This is a genomic window from Parasutterella muris (assembly GCF_009767915.1).
In the GTDB taxonomy this organism is placed as follows: Bacteria; Pseudomonadota; Gammaproteobacteria; order Burkholderiales; family Burkholderiaceae_F; genus Parasutterella; species Parasutterella muris.
Window position 1 is genome coordinate 1 of the sequence record NZ_WSRP01000001.1, and the last position, 16,694, is coordinate 16,694.

General features: G+C 52.4%; 13 protein-coding genes, 1 tRNA gene and 1 pseudogene. 1 reads left to right on the top strand and 14 read right to left on the bottom strand.

The genetic code is table 11. The features are described 5' to 3' along the window. Positions 1-221 (bottom strand): annotated as a pseudogene (locus tag E5987_RS00005) (IS1634 family transposase); the annotation flags it as partial. Positions 222-1,384: 1,163 nt separating this feature from the next. Here E5987_RS00005 and E5987_RS00010 point away from each other — a divergent pair. After that, a tRNA-Arg gene (locus E5987_RS00010) sits at positions 1,385-1,461 on the top strand. 105 nt (positions 1,462-1,566) lie between these two features. On the opposite strand, the gene E5987_RS00015 is transcribed toward E5987_RS00010, so the two are convergent. From E5987_RS00015 to E5987_RS00075, 13 genes are all read right to left on the bottom strand, one after another. Further along, positions 1,567-1,935, bottom strand: a complete 369-nt coding sequence (locus tag E5987_RS00015) for a hypothetical protein (RefSeq protein ID WP_160334032.1) — start codon at positions 1,933-1,935, stop codon at positions 1,567-1,569. After that, a complete protein-coding gene (locus E5987_RS00020) occupies positions 1,929-2,384 on the bottom strand; it encodes a hypothetical protein (protein ID WP_160334033.1) in 456 nt (151 codons plus the stop codon). The genes E5987_RS00015 and E5987_RS00020 overlap by 7 nt, the downstream gene beginning before the upstream one ends. 64 nt (positions 2,385-2,448) lie before the next feature. Next, positions 2,449-2,895, bottom strand: a complete 447-nt coding sequence (locus E5987_RS00025) for a lysozyme (RefSeq protein WP_160334034.1) — start codon at positions 2,893-2,895, stop codon at positions 2,449-2,451. Further along, a complete protein-coding gene (locus E5987_RS00030) occupies positions 2,892-3,107 on the bottom strand; it encodes a hypothetical protein (RefSeq protein ID WP_160334035.1) in 216 nt (71 codons plus the stop codon). The genes E5987_RS00025 and E5987_RS00030 overlap by 4 nt, the downstream gene beginning before the upstream one ends. After that, positions 3,104-3,424: a phage holin family protein gene (locus tag E5987_RS00035; RefSeq protein ID WP_160334036.1), complete on the bottom strand. Its 321-nt coding sequence runs from the start codon at positions 3,422-3,424 to the stop codon at positions 3,104-3,106. Before E5987_RS00035 ends, E5987_RS00030 begins: the two co-directional genes overlap by 4 nt. Further along, complete coding sequence (locus E5987_RS00040; RefSeq protein ID WP_160334037.1) at positions 3,417-4,670, bottom strand: radical SAM/SPASM domain-containing protein; 1,254 nt, start codon at positions 4,668-4,670, stop codon at positions 3,417-3,419. Before E5987_RS00040 ends, E5987_RS00035 begins: the two co-directional genes overlap by 8 nt. Further along, entirely contained in the window at positions 4,667-5,647 is a 981-nt protein-coding gene (locus E5987_RS00045) for an SPASM domain-containing protein (RefSeq protein ID WP_160334038.1), read from the bottom strand. The genes E5987_RS00040 and E5987_RS00045 overlap by 4 nt, the downstream gene beginning before the upstream one ends. Next, entirely contained in the window at positions 5,640-6,518 is an 879-nt protein-coding gene (locus E5987_RS00050; protein WP_160334039.1) for a hypothetical protein, read from the bottom strand. Before E5987_RS00050 ends, E5987_RS00045 begins: the two co-directional genes overlap by 8 nt. Positions 6,519-6,567: 49 nt before the next feature. After that, positions 6,568-7,098 (bottom strand): hyaluronate lyase N-terminal domain-containing protein, encoded by a 531-nt coding sequence (locus tag E5987_RS00055; RefSeq protein WP_160334040.1) that lies wholly within the window; start codon positions 7,096-7,098, stop codon positions 6,568-6,570. A gap of 12 nt (positions 7,099-7,110) precedes the next feature. Beyond that, a complete protein-coding gene (locus tag E5987_RS00060; protein WP_160334041.1) occupies positions 7,111-7,593 on the bottom strand; it encodes a hyaluronate lyase N-terminal domain-containing protein in 483 nt (160 codons plus the stop codon). 8 nt (positions 7,594-7,601) lie between these two features. Next, positions 7,602-7,964, bottom strand: a complete 363-nt coding sequence (locus tag E5987_RS00065; RefSeq protein ID WP_160334042.1) for a hyaluronate lyase N-terminal domain-containing protein — start codon at positions 7,962-7,964, stop codon at positions 7,602-7,604. Further along, positions 7,964-10,201 carry a hypothetical protein gene (locus E5987_RS00070; protein ID WP_160334043.1) on the bottom strand — a complete coding sequence of 746 codons (2,238 nt, stop codon included), beginning with the start codon at positions 10,199-10,201 and terminating at the stop codon, positions 7,964-7,966. The genes E5987_RS00065 and E5987_RS00070 overlap by 1 nt, the downstream gene beginning before the upstream one ends. 63 nt (positions 10,202-10,264) lie before the next feature. After that, positions 10,265-16,693, bottom strand: a complete 6,429-nt coding sequence (locus tag E5987_RS00075; protein ID WP_160334044.1) for a hypothetical protein — start codon at positions 16,691-16,693, stop codon at positions 10,265-10,267. Between the last annotated feature and the right edge of the window lies 1 nt (position 16,694).

A 16,694-nucleotide genomic window follows, 5' to 3' on the forward strand; every position in this document is an offset into this window, starting at 1 on the left:
CGTTGGCAAATAAAATCCCTTAATTCAGGGCGCTCAGCTAAAAAGTGTTCGTCCCAGCGGATTCGGCCTTCCTTCTGACCGGAGGTAACAGTACCGACCTTCTTGAAGCTAACTCGATAACTTCTCTTTTTCTCGGAATCCCACTTATTTTTATAGGTGTAAACGTAATAAGCCGAAGGGCTCTTTTTAATAATGAGCGGAGGAAGTTTTGGTGTATTCATAATTACAATCGATTATCTAATTAGGTAATCTAGTATAACACAAAAAATCCTTTTATTCCACTGAAATAAATGGATTTTTTGTGATTTTTAAATTTTTAGTTCTCTAGTTCTGCAATTTTTCAGTAAATAAAAAAGCCTTTATCCCTTGTGTTACTTAGGTTGGGGGCAGTTTAAGAATTATTTCTGCGTCATAATAAATCCAACCTCTTTAGAGTCAGCACTGCGCTGTTAGAGTCCTGGAACTTTGTCTTTAGACTTCTAGCGAGCTCTTGCAAGGAACAGAACCTATTTAGCATTGTTAATCCGCAAGCCTCTAAGATCGACGGTGCCTTTGATGTTTTTTAATCATTTCTACGAGCTCAGAAGTCCTTTGCCGCTCAAGACCCTTTCTGAGGTTGCCCCATCGCTCCATAGTTGCAAAGACTGAGCTGTCTTCACTTAGCAGTTGTGGGGCAACGTTTGCCTCTCGAAGACAAGTGGAAATTTCCTCAGCAGTCACATGCACGGGACTTTTTTCGGCACGACCTATATAAACCGAACAGGGATAAGCGCAAGATAGACAAGCGGTAAATCAAAGCGATGCTGTTTTAATGGCCCCCGCATTCTGAAATAGCAATACTTGTCGTCTGTAAGCTTTTAATCAAGCTTATTCTGTTCGTTACCTTCCTTATTGTGCAGAATAAACTCGGTGATTTCCTTGTTCCTTTTATTTTCTTCCTCAAAAACGGTATCATAAGCGATCAGAGATTCTGAGAGCGTTTCAAGACTGCTTCGGCCCGTTCGCAGCCGGTTATCTGTGGGGCGGGTTTGAGATGGAGCAGCGTGAGCCGGCGCGCTGTCTGAGTTGCGGTTGGTAGTCTGAGATATGACGTGTTGTGCGCCCGGAGTCCCGCCTCGCGCTCTCAGAATCTCTTTCTGGATCTTGGCTTACCGTCATAGCCTTTAAATAGGCTGTCGTACAGACAAGAACTGACATATCCTTCCCATGATAGAACCCCCTCCCAACGAACTAATTCCATAGGCTTCGGCTGTTGTATTAGGCAGAAAGGACGGTCCGATCGTTCCGACTCATGCTGCTTCGTTTCTTATTTTGAAATTCACCCAAAATGGTTTTTGTCGACTTGCACACATAAAAAAAGACTGGTATAGTTCGTTCCTCGGTTGCGCCAGTAGCTCAGCTGGATAGAGTACCTGGCTACGAACCAGGTGGTCGTGGGTTCGACTCCTGCCTGGCGCGCCAACCTCTCCTGAGCCTCAAGGCTTTTAGAGAGTAAACAGTGAAAACACCTCACAAAACACCACAGCGTGTCGTGAGGTTTTTTATTTCTCTATTGTCCTTCGGACGTTATTTGTGGTTCTGCTCGCAGAATTTAATTGCTCTTTGAGCCTGGTCGAGTAGTTCCCTACCCTCGACTGCCAGTTGTAGACATCGATTACGCTGTCTATCGGCAGCGGTTTTGGCTCTTCTTTCAAGCTCGGACAACTGGCCGCGCATCCACTCATACTCATCACGAGCACGAGACTCAGCAATCCGCAGATCAGATAAAGCCTGCGCGTCGTTCGCCTGTTTGGCCTTGTGTTCCTCGATCGCTCTCTCGAGCGCTGATATTTGAGTACGGGCATGTTTGAGTTCCTCCGTGTTCTGCCCCTGGTGATATCCGTAGAAGTATGCGGAAACGACCACAAGGAGCGCTCCGATAACCTTTGCTACCACGGCCACCACCCGTAGAAATAAGCTTGGTAGCTATACGACACTGCCAAGGTGGTCAGATCAACGATGTAAAACCACTTCCAGCGGGCGATAGCATTTAACAAGCCCTGCCTAAGTTGCCCCAGGTCGAAGAGATATTTATCCCGCACAAGGAAACAGAGGAAGAGCCATAAAACCAAAGACGAAATTAATCCCCCAGCTAACCACTCCTGCGGGCTTCTGGATATATAGGTCGGATAGAGAGACCCTCCTCCCTGTACGTTAAAAAGCCGCCAAAGGTATATTCCGAGATTAAGAAGCACCACACAAATGAAGCAGAGGCCGTATGTCTTCCGCAGTGTTGTTCTAGTCGGACCCATCTGCCACTCTTCAAGCAGCTTCCAAAAGTTCATACCGAATGTGCCCATCAATGTTGCTAAGAATATTCCAATAACTGATATAATTTCACTCATGGGTAAGCTCCATAAAGATTGTTAAAGACCGCTCTGTGCTACCAACACAGGGCGGTTTTAATTTTTACGAAAAGAAAAGTTCTAATTCCCGCATTCGCCGATCTCTCAGTCCTTTCTCATACTTGGTACCGGGACTGCAATATTTTGGCCACCATGTCCGGACGTTATCCCACTCGCCTCGGTTGATCATCCCGAACAACCGATACGTCCGACACTTGATAAGTCCGAAGTTGTAGACAAAACTCATGAGGGCGACGAACTGATTCTCATTGATATCGATATAAATCAGCGTTGCCAGCTCCTCCTGAGTGCGCTGTAGGTCTCTATCTAAAAGCTTGTAGGCCTCACCCTTGTTAACGACGTCACCCTCGTGAACGTCTCCTGTGTGGCCGAATCCGATCGTCCACCGCCCCGCCGGGCACCGGTAAGCGAGCGCAGAAAAACCCTCCTGCTCGGCAATGAAGCTGGACGCTATCTCAGGCGGGTACAGCATAAGGTTTTGTTTTCTCATCTGCCCTCCTCATGCTTCTTATAAAGCTCGTGAATCAGTTCAGTGTTGTGTTGGATGGCTCGCTCGTTGGCCCAAATGCCCTTTTTGATCTCGTCAAATACAACAGACCTCTCGCAGTAGTAATAACCCAGTAGGAAACCGAAACAGATGGCGATGGCAATGGCCGCTGATCTGCATAAGCGGATAGCCCACTCGTTTAAGAAGATGCTCATGATTTAGCTCCTAATCTGTTATCCAGAAATTTTTTGACGTAATAGGCAATAATCCTTACGCCCAGATATGCGGCCATAAATGAAATCCCGACGGCGGCAAGCTCGTTGACGCCATTCCCCTGAAGAATCCAGAAGACCCCGATAGCAGTAACGCCTCCTGATAGTGCTTCCCACATTGCTTCAAGGACAGAGAACTCGATTGGCTTTTCTTTTCGTTTTTCTCTCCAGTCGTCAACGTAGCGGAGAAGCCCCGCTATTAAGCCGAGACCTCCCACACAGGCGATGAGAGTATTAATTAGATCAGTGTGCTTAATCATGCGGGTCCTCCAGAGGGACGAAACTCTCAAGACTCAGGCCGAAGAGAAGCCAGAAGACCGCCTGAAAAACAGCGAAGTGGTAGCCAAATTCGTTCTTGCATGTAAGCGTTCTCGCAAGCCCCTCGATCTGGGGGCAGGCTCCGCGGCACAGAGTGAGCACCAGGCACTTCTTGCACTTCTCTCTGACACTCCACGGCTTGAAGTGCTTCGAGATATCGACTGCTTCAGGAGCCTCGATCGTGCCAACACATCCCTCCTCTGTGCAGTGATCGTGGCAGGAAAGGAAGTCGCCTTTGAGGTTTATCGCCGCGTTGTCCTCTCGGTTCATCATGCACTTGACCGCATTAGGGCTGAGCTTCGTTCTTTTCACAAGCGCTTTGAGAAGGCGGTCACTCTCGCCTGTAAGCGCGGGGAACTTGTCCCAACCTTCCCGGGTCAGCGCTTTAAAAATATTCTTCTGAAGCGTGAGCATCTGTTCTGCCGTAAACATCAGCTCGGAGTCTTGGACGCCCACGTGCGTCATGATGCCCTCAAAGTTCAGATGGATGCTCCCTAACTTAGCCTTGAAGAAGTCGGCGATGGCGTCCACGTCGGTATTCGCGGGCGACAGCACGCAGTTGATTGAGCAGTGCAGTTTGGAAAACGCTAGTCGCCACATGTCTACCATTGCCGGGTCATCCAGCGGGTCAGCTCCTCTCAGGTGGTAGCCCGGACCGTCATGGGAGAATGTGAGACTGATGCCGTAGGCCTCGCAGAACGCTATCTTCTCCTCATCAATCAAGGTGCCGTTGGTGATGATGGCAAAGCGCACCTCTGGGTACAGCTCCCGCAGTGCAGGTACGAGCTTTTGAAGAGTCTTCCAATAGACGAAGGGCTCGCCGCCCCAAAGCTCGATCACGCCGTGAACCCTAATGCCGGAGGCTTTCAGCCGTTCGATGAATGCAGGAACATCTTTAGGGGACGACACCCAGCGTTCATTTTCCCTATCACTTTGGGCGCAGTACTTACAGCTCATGTTGCACTTGAGACCGAGCTGAATGCGCAGGTCCCAGAGGTCCTTAGACTTTGAGTTTGAGAAACCCGCCTGTCCTTTCTGCTCCCTGAGCATGGCATAGGCCCGGAGTCGTTCATCTTTGGTAAGATCAACAGGATTACCCTGCCCGTCAAAAATTTCATTTGTTACGTTGTCGTAGACCCACGTTTCATTTTTACCGTCGTGGGTTCTACAGTTAAGCGCAAGTTTCATTTGAATAGTTTCTCCATGGTTTGGTAAAGACGGTACCGTTTGCGGGCAAAGTAGCAATCGATCTCATGAGTGTTGGACGTGTAGCAACCCCCTCGACACTCCTCAAGCGCCTCGCACTGCCGGCACTCGTCGCTGTCGAAGAACCGTCTCGGTGAAAGCTGAGCAACGGCTTTGATCGGGATAATCTTTTTGAAGATGTTTCCGGTAATGTTGGATGCGTCGTAATTGTGATGGCAGGCGTAAGTGTTCCCGTGCAGATCAACACTCAGAAGCTCGTCTCTCACGCACATCGGACCGACCCGAGACCTAACTGTGTTGCGGTGGTAGAGAAGCTGAGAGCACTGCCAAAGCGCCCACTGGTCGCCAAGGCGCGCCATCTCGATCACCGTTTCGAGGTGCGAGCAGAAGACATCCACGTCTTCCTGCGTCATGTAGTAGTCCTTAGCGCATCCGTCGTTGGCCCGTAAAAAATGTACAGCTGTATTGGGATATCGCCCGTAGCGCTCGCCCAGTGCATAGTAGAGGTCCCGCGCCGCCCACATGTCCGTCTGATAGTGGTGGACCAACATCGAGATTGAGAACTGATTGAGCTGGAAAATCAAGTCGAGCTGCTCGTCCGTGAATTCCCCGTCGTGCCAGGAAACCACCGTAAAAATGTCAGGATTGGCATTGGCATACTCGACGTAACCATCCGTCAGCGCTCGCCCGTTTGTTGTAATCGTGGACTGCTGAGGCGTGATACCGAGGCCCCTCAGGGTGCTGTGCAGAGCTTTGATTCGCTCCCAGTACAGCATGGGCTCGCCGCCCCAATATGCGATGCGCTCAACACGGCAACCCTCCAAATACTTCACAAGCCTATGCGCAAATGCTACAGGGTCGGCCTTGTGGTCGGCAGGGGACTGCTCGTTCGTCTGTAGGCAGTACCCGCATTTCATGTTGCAGGCGCTCCCAATCAGGAGGTTGACGTGTTTAACCATCGGCGCTCACCCGAACCACCGCCTCAGCCCTAGACGTGAAGAAGCGGTGATTGATTTTCATCCGCATTGACTCACCGTCCTGTAAGCCTAGGGCCTGTGCTCTAAAGCGGCCGACGCCATTAGTGACAGCAAGGCGTTTGTGCGGTGCGTAGCCATCCACGGGTTCTACAATGTAGCCGTCCCACGTGATGTCGGATGCGACTTCGTGAGTTTTCCCATCCTTTAGTGTCAGCGTGAAATCGACCCACCCGTCTGGTGCAACGGTTTCAGAAGACGGGGTAAGCTCGTAAGCCAAATTCAGCCACTTAGATGTAGTGCCTGTCATCACGTCGTCAGCCGTCCAAACGTCGCCTAGGTCATCAACGTTAGTAATTATTGTGGCGTCAGCCGTGGTTGTTATCGATCGGGCACACTCCGTCACTGGCGCTGCCGGGTTTCGAACCCATAAGTCAAACAACCACATACCGCCCATGTACCGGCAGTACTCCGCAGTGTTTCGAAAATCAAAGTATGTAAGACCGCCTTTTAGGTCGCAACGGAACACACGACCGTCAAACCAAGTAACAAAGTGTGCCCCTGGTACCCACACGCGCTGGAACTCCGGCTTAGTTTTATCGATGATTATTTCTGCAAGAATGACATAATCTTGGTCGTTGATCTGATACAGCTCGCTGTGCTTCATCTTGCAATAGCGACTACCCAGCTCCTCTGTCGTTGACAGCTTCTCGATCGGAACATATTCGGCGTCCGGTGCAATGTCAAAACCGTCTGTCGGGGCCAGCAATCGAAAAGCGGCTCGGGTTTCGTCCACGGCAAGAGAGAAGTGGTCGATCGGCAGTTCCTTTGCAATGACATGTCTAAAATGAGGCATTTATATTTCCCTAAAAAAGTTAAACAATCGAACAATCAACAAGCGTTTGTTATGAACTGTCGTCGCCACAGTCCGCAGAACTGCAGTTGCTCATACAGTTGTAATACCCCGTATCCATACAGTCACCGTTGCAACGCTCGCATCTGTTGCAGTCACCCGCACACTGGACCTGACCACAGTGAACTTGGTTGCACTGAACTTGATAACAGTGCACATTGCTGCATCGGGAGCATTGAGAACAGTACGTGCAGTAAGAGCAATAAGAGCAGTGAGCTGTTTTCCAATTCAAATTGTTGGCTAGCTGGCTGACCTTGCTGAGTCCTGTCCAATAGCCCACGTCGTCCGTCAATTGACTGACTTTAGTTAACGAGGTCTTTTTCCAAAGGCCCGCGTTCTCCGTGAGCTGAGACAACTTGGTCGGTATCTCAGACTTTTTCGCTAACGGAATGCCGCCCGCGGTCGAGTCATCATGTACAACTAGGGTTTTCTTCGTTGTGTCTACCGTGATCTCACGGTTGTAACCTTTAAAGTTTGCGTGCTGAGCGGTCGTTCCGCCGCGCAAAAGAATTGTTTTCACCATGTCGAAGCCCTGTTAGTTATCATCGCCACATTGGCATGCGGAGCAGTAGTCGTAGTACGCGCACTTAACCGTCGTGCAGTTAACCGTTGTACAGTTCACCGTCGTGCAGTTCACGGTCGTACAGTTGTGACAATTCGAGCATTGCGAACAGTACGTGCAGTAAGAGCAGTACGAGCAGTGACCCGTTAGATAATTCCTATCGTTTGTTAACTGACTGATCTTCGTGAGGCTCGTCTTTGTCCGGAAGCCCTTATCGTTTGTCAGTTGAGAAAGTTTTGTAAGCTCAGAAGACCGCCACACCCCCACGTCGTCCGTAAGCTGAGAGAGTTTTGTCGGAAGCTCACCAAGTTTTGCGAGGACTGTTCCTCCTGCTGTTGAGCCGTCGTGAACTCGGATTGTGTGGAGATCATCGTCAATCGTGATCTCCTTTGCTCGACCCTTGAACGACGCGTGCTGTGCTGTCGTCCCGTGCTTCCATTGAATGACCTTTGACATTTATTCTCCTAAGAGCAGTGCGTGCAGTAGGCGCAATATGTGCAATGCGAACAATGCCCCGCGATGTACTTTTTATCGTTGGTAAGCTGTGAAACATTCACCAACTCCGATTTCTTCCAATACGCAACGTCTGCCGTCAGCTGGGATAGCTTTGTCAGATTTGAGCTTGAGCGGTAAACATCGTTTGTCAATTGATTTGTCGCTGTCGGAATCTCTGATTCTTTGGCGATTCTGTGACCACCTGCGGTCGAGCCGTCATGCACCCGCACTCGTTTCTCTGTCGTGTCCACGGTCACCTCTCGGTCGTGACCTGTGAACGACGTATGCTCGGCAGAAGTTCCGCCTCGGAATTGAATGATTTTCAATGGCATCAGCTAAGACCTCCTAGATCAACCAATTCAGGGATTTGCCCTGCGGCACCCGTAGCTCCTGTTTGTCCTCTCGGTATTTTCAACACAAAGCTTGGGGCCTCGGCAGTGCCACTCTTAACCACCGAGGGAGACGCACTTGCGTCGAGCATCTCAACTGAAATCGTAATTACGGGGGTGGCACCCGTTGCTCCAGTAGCACCCGTCTCCCCTTTTTCGCCCGTTGCTCCAGTAGCACCCGTCGGGATCCCAAAGGTAAAAAGCAGAGCTTCGTCGGTGCCCGACTTCGTAACGGTCGCTGCACTACCGGCCGGAAGGGTTGTTGATTCAATATCGATAATGGGTGTCGCCCCGGTGTCGCCCTTTTCTCCCGTCTCGCCTTTAAGACCTTGCGCCCCGGTAGCACCCGTCTCCCCTTTCGGGCCAACAAGCTCTCCCGCGTTAACCCAAGACCCAATGGTAGTAGTTACTCCGTCTTCATCCGTAACCTCTTCCGTCGTCCAAACATAGAGGTTAAGTCCTGCTAAATAGACTTTTCCTTCTTCCCCCTCAACTTTGGAAAGCGACTCATAGTCGGGATAGGTTCCGGCCACCTGAAGGCCGTCGCCCTTGTCTCCCTTCTCGCCTTTAAAACTACCGAGCTTGGGCGACAAAGTAGCCGTTCCCGCGGTAGGGTCTACTGCTACAACGGAGAAAAAATCTCCGATTGAGCTGACCACATGGTCGCCGACCTTGGTGTTGACAGCCGGCGTGATGGGGCTAATCTCAACGGTCTGCGAGCCCTCAGCTGTCGCTAAATAACGGAAAGAAAAGCCAGCCGTAGCGTTGGCTTCTAAGACTTCCTGGCGGATTGTCTCCAGCTCTTCCGCAACACCCGCGGCACTCTCAACGATCGCCAAATTGTCAGACACTGCATCGACAGCAGAGAGTTTCTCCTGCACAGCCGTGATCTTTTCCAGGTTCTCTGACACCGCCGTCACATGGTTGATGCCGTCCGAAACCGTCCCGATATCGTCCAGTGATCGATAGACCGTTTCGATCGTCGGCCAGTTCTCGCTGACAGCATTCACATCAGTAATGCTCTCGGCAACGGTAGTGATGGACGCAAGGTTCCGGTTGGTCGTCTCCAGAGTTGTAAGGTTGTTTCTCAGCGTGGTGATGTCGTCTGCCTTCGGGCCCAGAGCGGCGATATCAGACGAGATACCCGATAGCGTTTTGAGGTACCCGCCCTCAATAGTCGGTATGTCTTCAGGCGCTTCTGTGACGAGGCCGAGATCGAGCGTCGGAGAAGAGAACCCCTGCAAATCCGAGGAGACAATCCTAATGTCTTCCATGTTGTTGTTGACGTTCTCGACTTTCTCAATGTTGTCGCCCACGGGGTGGATGCAGTCGTCGATATGGTCCGCAACCTTCTTGATGTAGCCCTCAGTAACCCGAGTCTCACCGTCGATGTTTGTGTCCGTGATCGCGCCCAGGTCAAGCGTATCTGTCTCGAACCCCCTGAGATCGGAGCCGACTCGGTGGATTTCATCAATGTGATGCGCGTTCGTCTGAAGATCTGCAACATGTGGGGCAAGCACGTCTGTTGCTTTACCGATCACCTCAACTCTAGCCAGTACCTCCTCGGCTCGTGCCACTGCTGCATCGATCGCCGCCTTGTGGATATCGATAAGCGCCTTGGTTTCCTGAATCTCCTGCCACGTGGCGGAGACATTCTGGCCGGTGGAGACAACCTCGTTGTAGATTGCCTCCGCCCGCTGAGCGTAATCAGCCGCTCTGTTCGCGACCTCCAGAAGATCAGACATAACCTCCTGTGGTGTTTTCTCGCTGGTGAGAGGAACGATCAGACAGCGGCTCAAGGTCTCCTTGAGCTCCTGGCAGATGATGGTGAGTTTGTCGTAGGCGTCGTTCAGCGACTCAGGAAGGAAACCGTCATGGTTAGTCAGCACCAGCTGTTGGTCAATCGCCGTGTCCGAAGTGATCGCAACCCTCACACCTTTAGCGGGCGCATCCACAAACACTACCGAGCCCCCGGCTCTTTCGTCCTGGTTGCTGTTCAAGGTAACAGTGTAGTCCGTGCCGTAGCGCAGAGTCACCTCTTCATCCGTAACGCTGGTACCGGATGAGGTCTTGACTACCACATCTGTTTCACGAATCGCCTTGAAGGAAAACGGGAATTCCTTGAGAATCCCGTTTCCTATAGTCGGACCCGCTTTGCGGGGAATGTTCTGTACGGCCATTGCAAGAATCCTTGTTTGTTTGAAGGATTCTTGCAGACAGGCCGCCTCTCAATGCAACGATCTTTACTTACCGGTAATCAGGGAGAAGTACGAGTCCCCTTCCTCAATCAGGTTGTAGCCTTTGATCGCCTGGTTGATTGGCGAGACAGGAATACCCGTCCAAGAGCCGAGAGCGGAGATGAAATCCCGCAGCGCTCTTTCCGTGAACTCCTTATCTTCAAAGAGAATACCCTGAGCGTCTTTGAGCGCCTTGGCTGAGTCCGTGTACTTTCTCATCGCAGTCGGGCCGCGATATCCGTAGTCGCTCATTGCCGAAGCGAACTCACGTACACCCCACACCATTCCCGCATCGAACTGCAAGGAGGCAATGGCCGCGCCTTTCAGGTGCTTCACCCAGAATTCGTCCTCGTCATCGTCGTCCTCCTGCCCGAGAAAAGACGCCGCCTCCCGAATTCCGTACTCAAGCACGGGCTGGAGGATACAAATCGTGAGAATCTGAGCGGCCGCTTTCATCGTGCTCTGCGTCTTGCCTGACACGACCGCAAGATTCAGCGCGGTGTTGAAGAACGTATAGAAAACAGTGAATAGTTTCTGCCACGGGTTGCCGCGCTCGACCGCTGATAGGTCTCCAGGTCTTCCCGAGCCCTGAGAGTTCATCACTGCCCAGTCCGCAAGGTCCACAGCTTCAGCGTCAGAGTGCCCCTCATGGAGCGCTTTCTCGTACGCACCAAACCACGTGGGAATATCGACCATCAGCTGAACCATCGTGAGCGGGGCGTAGGCCGCCTCCTGCAACTTAGCCATAACTGTGGAAGCCCCGTTGATTCGGGAGCTGATCTCGCTAACCTCTCTGAACTGAGTGCGTGTGCGATCACGCATCATGGCGGATTTTCCGCACACCCAAGCGTTGGCATTCGTTCCGTGTTTCATCGCTTCAGCCATACCGCGGCTCAGCCAGCGGGGGCCAAGGAGAGCCGCCGACTGCGTAAGACCGACGACCTGAATAGCCGCCACGCCGAAGTTGAACCCGATGCCTGCAATTGACACCCCGTGGCGTAGGAGTGTTGCCACACCGTCAGAGCTCGTCGTCTTCCCTCGCCCGTTCTCTCGAACGTCTTTGAGCCAATCGATGATCGCTTGGTAATACTCGGAGCCGTAGCGCTCGTGAATCGCTTTTGCGATCGGGCTGTCAGGGTTGAGAAGTTTTCGCATGTCGTTCATGAACTCGGCAAAGGCACAGTAGTACGTCTGCTCGTTCAGCCCGTCAAAAAGCGCTCGGGTCGTGAGAAGAACAGGCCTCTTGTATTTCGTCAAGCGACCCTTCAAGTGTCCGTCCGCCACACCTTGGTTAGAGAAGATGGACTGCATGCTGTTGACCCCGTCCACGCTTGCCAAACGGGCTCCTGACAACGAGGCCTTGCGGTCATAAACAATCGGATAGTAACCGCCCTTAAGGGTTCTGTTTCCAATCTGAACAGGCATCGGCTGAACCCAAAGAGGAGTGCGGCCGTTCATCCGTTTGATGACCTTATCCACCTCCTGCCGGCTTTTCTCAAATGTGTCCCACACGGCTTCTGCCGCTTTATAGAAACGCTCATCAGGGAGCATCTCTTGGAAAAACGCATCCATCACTGCGTCAGCTTTTGCCCAAGCCTGGGCGACAGCGGCAGGGTCTTTAGGGTCGTGGTCCTCAAGAATGTGGATGCCATCAACGGCCAGTGTCTCGGCTATTCGCTGGCGATTCCCTTCGTTGCCGTAGTTAAGAAGGATTGTGAAGGCCTCTTCAATGCTGAATTCAGCTCCGTTAAATGTTTTGCTTGCGATGGGCCGTCTATTTCTCAGGTCTTTAAGGATTGGCGAGAGCGCTCGGTCAACTTCTTTTGAGAATTTTGCCTGGAGTTCAGCCTGCTTATTGGCGCAGTGGCCGTACGGGTGGATGATTAGCTTAGTAAGTATTCCGTCGTAAGCCCCGTCCAACACGGCTATGAGCGCGGAGGCTCGGGCCTGAGATAAGCCGAACTTAATAAGCCAATTCTTGAAGCGCTCTGACTTTCCGCTTCGCTCACGAAGACGCTTCGCTCCTCGGCCGTGCTGGTCTGCAACCGCTCGGATGCTGTCTGCTCCGTCCTGCTCGAGTTGATCGAGTTCGATCTTTTTATCTTCAAGCGTGAAGTGCTTCTCGTCTCGCCCGAGTTTTTCAAGCGCGGCCGTGAACTCCTTGAACTGCGTGAACCCCTCAGGCGTCTCCAGAAACGCAGTATCCGCTCGAGTAATCGCATCAGTTATGACTTGGAACTGGTCGAGGTTTGCTCCTGTTTCCGCTTCCAGCTTGTGAAGGGCTCGTTCAAAGCTTTGGCTCTCGGGATTAAGCGACAGCTGTTTTTCCGTGAAAAGCCCCATGTTGGCAAGCGCTCTCTGGATGAGCTCCCAGTGTCTCTGGTCCACGCTCTTTTTGACTTTCGCTTTGAACTTATCGAAAGAGCGACGAGTCTTTGAGCGGTAAGTCAGCGCCTGTTTTGCCGCCTTTGCCATAAGTGCGAACCCAAGCTCCTTACGCTTTGTTCGGATTGCTCCGTCGATGTCTCCTTTCGCCCACAGCTGACGGGCTTCTCTCTTTGCTCGATTAGCCTCGGTGATGTACTTGGACGGTTTGATATCCGAGTACTTCATTTTGGAGACAGCCTCTTCAGCAAGGACCGCCATTTGTTCGTTGTTGATTGCGACGTTTTGCTTTCTTGCCATGCGCAGGAAGGCTTTCAGTTCAGCGGTCAGCACCTTGATCTTGGCGTCATTGAACATGGCGGCCACTGCCGCGTCCTGAACCTGCTGAGGCGTCGCAAGCTCAGGGTTCTCGCGAACGAAGCGATCGGCGGCCCGCTGGTTGATGACATCCTTCGGCTTGAGATTGTTGAGCAAGTCTTCAACCATGGTTTTTGCGTCAGGATAGTTCAGGGCTGCCGCAAGGTCATCAATCGGAAGTCCGCCCTTTCTCGGCTGCTTCACCGCAAGCCCAGCCTTGTGAAGCTCTTCAACCTGCCGCTTGGTAAAACCAAGAGCGAGAAGCTCTCCCATCGAGAGCTTGAAGAAAACTTTCTTGCCGCCAACCGCTGCGCCGTTGTGGATTTTGTCCCAAGCTTTATAGGTGTCGGTTGCTTCAAACGCTTTCTGCTCTTCGTCCCTGATGCGCTTGAGTTCTCCCTTCACCTCGCCTTGGAGTTCTCTGAGCGCTTTGCGGCGCATAGCGTTCACTCTCTCAGAAAGCCGTGTGTTGCGTTCAGTCTGCTCAGCCTCGGCCTCTGCGATCATGTCGTTAACACTCTGGTGGTAGCTCTCGAACTCTTCAGGCGTCATACCCGCTTCCTCAGCAGTAGCAAAAAGTGCCTCCACGTTCTGGCGGATAGTGGCTTCTCTAATCTGAGCTTCAGCTAAGAACATGTTGGAGAACATATTCTGAACTGACTCGTCGAACTGAGCGCCGGGAATTCCCGAGAGACACATGTATAGCTTTTTAAGCCAGGAAGCAAACTGAGCGAACACGCCCTGAAGGTTTTCGCTCGGAGCTTTGCCGAGCATAAGCCAAGCCTCGAAGGAGCGGGCGAACTTCTCGTGCCCCTTTCTCTTTTGGTCCGTTGACATGGACTGCCACTGCTCAGGGCTTTTCACGCCGACAAACTTGAGCACCTTCTGCATGTTTTCCGCAAAGTGCTTCTCTCCTTCCGTCTTTGGGCCTCCCCTCTTGAGCATATCCGCGTACGCCTGCATCCTTGCTTCAAGGAACATGTGCCCAGTCTCGTGCAGAAGCGTCGAGCGGTCCGCACTCTTCCAACGAGCGATAAGTTTCAGCTCGGGATAGAAGTCGCCCCTAGAAGCTTGGGAGAAAGAACCGTTGCGCAAATGAGACAGCGCTTCGATAAGCTCTTGAACATCGGGGGACATCGGGGTTATACTTTGGACATCGTGTAGGGGGTTCGCCCGCCTACGTGTGCCCTCCTCTGTAGCTTCGGTTACAGAGGAGTTTTTCGTCAAGGCCTTGTCTTTCGCGTACGCTTGGTTTACCCAATTTAAACCACTATCGAGACTTTCAATCTCGATAGCATCTACCTCGTAGACTTTCTTTCCTACCTTAGGTTCGGAAATAACACGAACCGTAATTCTTGCAGCGTACGGTTTGCCTCTATGGATAAAGCCGGAAAAGTGTTTCTCCACGTGGTCGATTGCAGGACGGTTCTTTCTGTCGGGAGCTGACCAGCCGTAAAACGAATTAGCAAGAAGCTGCTCAAGATTAGATACCGCAGTTTTAAACACGTTTTCGTCAACTACACGGGTCGGGTCCGGACGGCTGACGATCTCCCTGATTCCCCTACCATTCAAAGTGGCGGTACCGGAAACCCCCAATTTCAGCTCCTTCCCGGATAAGCTCTTCAGATGCTTGGCTAGGTCCTTATAGTTGCCTACAAACTTATCCTTAATATCAATGATGGAAATCTTGAATCTCTCAAGCCTACCCCACGACTGGCTAAACGCATCAGCCTTCCACAGGCTCGGATTCTTTCCTTCTACCTCAACGAGATTACCTTTCGCGTCTCGCTTGACGTCGGGCTCTCCGAGAATGCTTGCTCCGTACTCCTGCCAGAACTGCTTCGGAGACATATCAAGGTCAAGGGCGTTTGCGGCGACGAAGGACTGGACAATCGCTTGAAGAGCCTGCGTTTCCTCCTCGCTTCCTGTCGCCTTGAGAACCTGCTCGCCGACAAGTCTTCCAACATCGGCAACCTCAGCGTTGAAAAGCTCAGCCGTTGCGGAACGTGCGGCCGCAAGCTGTCTGGCCGCAGCCGCTTTAACCTCTTCATCCTGAATAGCCGCCTCATTGACCGACGGCTCTCCGTTGAAGGATAGGTAGCCCGCAACCTCGGGATTCTCGTTCATCAAAGCTAAGGCCTGCGGAAGGGGAAGCTCAACCGAAGTCCCATTCTGCTTAGCCTGTTTGATGCGCTCCTTTACTTCAGGCGACAGGGCCTTGGAGTCGGCCTCAGACAAAACTTCCAGTGCGGTACCGTCGATAGAGACTGAAGTCAAACCTGATCTTTGCGCAACCTCCTCCATGTGGGACTCGACCGTTGACGGGTCGATCTTCACAGCTGACGATGCCTTTAGCGCTTCATTCAGTTTCTGAGCGGCCTGAGCCTTGAGCTCCGCGCGCGCCTTGTTTTGCAGAGTTTCTGAACGGGCTTCCAGTGACGTGGACGCCACCTCAATCGGAGCCATGAAGCCTTCGCCTGCGATCTCGGCGTAGATGTCCGCCCACGAGGTAATCCTCCCCTCAGCGAGAAGCTGGCCGCCTGCTTCGCCCGCACCTCCAAGCGCCCCGCCGAGAGGAACCTGGACGGCCATATTTGCGAAGTGCTTCTTTGCGGGCGCCTCAGCCCAGCGGGCAACAAGCGCCTTCGGAAGAAGAACCTTGGAGGCGACACCCAAGGACAGAGCATCGAACGCACCGACGGAGAGCGCGTGCGCTCCCGCCTTGCGTCTTGCCTCGTCGATAACGTCAGAGGTCAGCGCCTGACCGGCCTTCTTCGGCTCCATGTAGTTCACGCCCGCTTCTTTGACGCCCTCGTCAACCTGAGACTTGTAATCCAGAGCGGCTGAATAGATACCGGCCAAAGCGGCTGAAACGGCAACGGGGGCGCCGACTGCTGTAGCGATAGCCGCGCCCGCAAGCGCTGGCGCATACTGCACGACCGATTCAGGAAAAAGATCGGCCGCGATCTGCACAGGGTCCTCGAAAAAAGCGTCCGCCGCTTTCTTCCAATCGTCTTTGTTTGCGAAGAATTTCTGCGTCGCGTCTGAAACCGGATATTGAGCTTTGCTCCACTCTTGGTAGCGCTTTTTCTCGAGCGCTGTCTCGTACTGCTTTTCCAGTTCGGGAAGGGAGTCGAGCTCATTTTTAAAGCGCGCGGCATTAATAATCGTCTCTTCCTCGTTTTTGCCTGCGAAGACTTCATCAGGAGTTGCCCCGTTGGCAATGAGCGCCTGCTTGGCTTTGATCTCGTCAATCCGCTCTTTCAGATCAATCGCCTCAGTCTCGTTTCTGAATAGGCCCTGAATCGCTCTCGTCCAGGAGTTGGCGGCAGATCGCCCTACCCCTTTCGGCTTAATACCTGCGGCTGTGGAGAGCTTCCAGATTGCGGACTCCATGAGACTCATATTGCCGAGGTCTTCACGTACGACGTTCGCAAAGTTCGGCTCTCTCATCTTTTCAACCAGCACAGGCGCCATGGCCTGAATGCCCGCTATGTTCGCCTTGTTCGTGAGGCGCTCGGCGTCCTCTTCGGGCGTAACGAGCGCGGCCTGCTCCGGCGTCATGCGAAGCTCTTTTGCCTTGTTCAGAAGCATAGCCGACTGCTCGGGTGTCTTCTGGATAAGGTACGACGACATCAGGCCCTGCTCAGCCTTAACCTTGTCTTCCCATTGAAGCTGTTCTTTGAGTCCCATA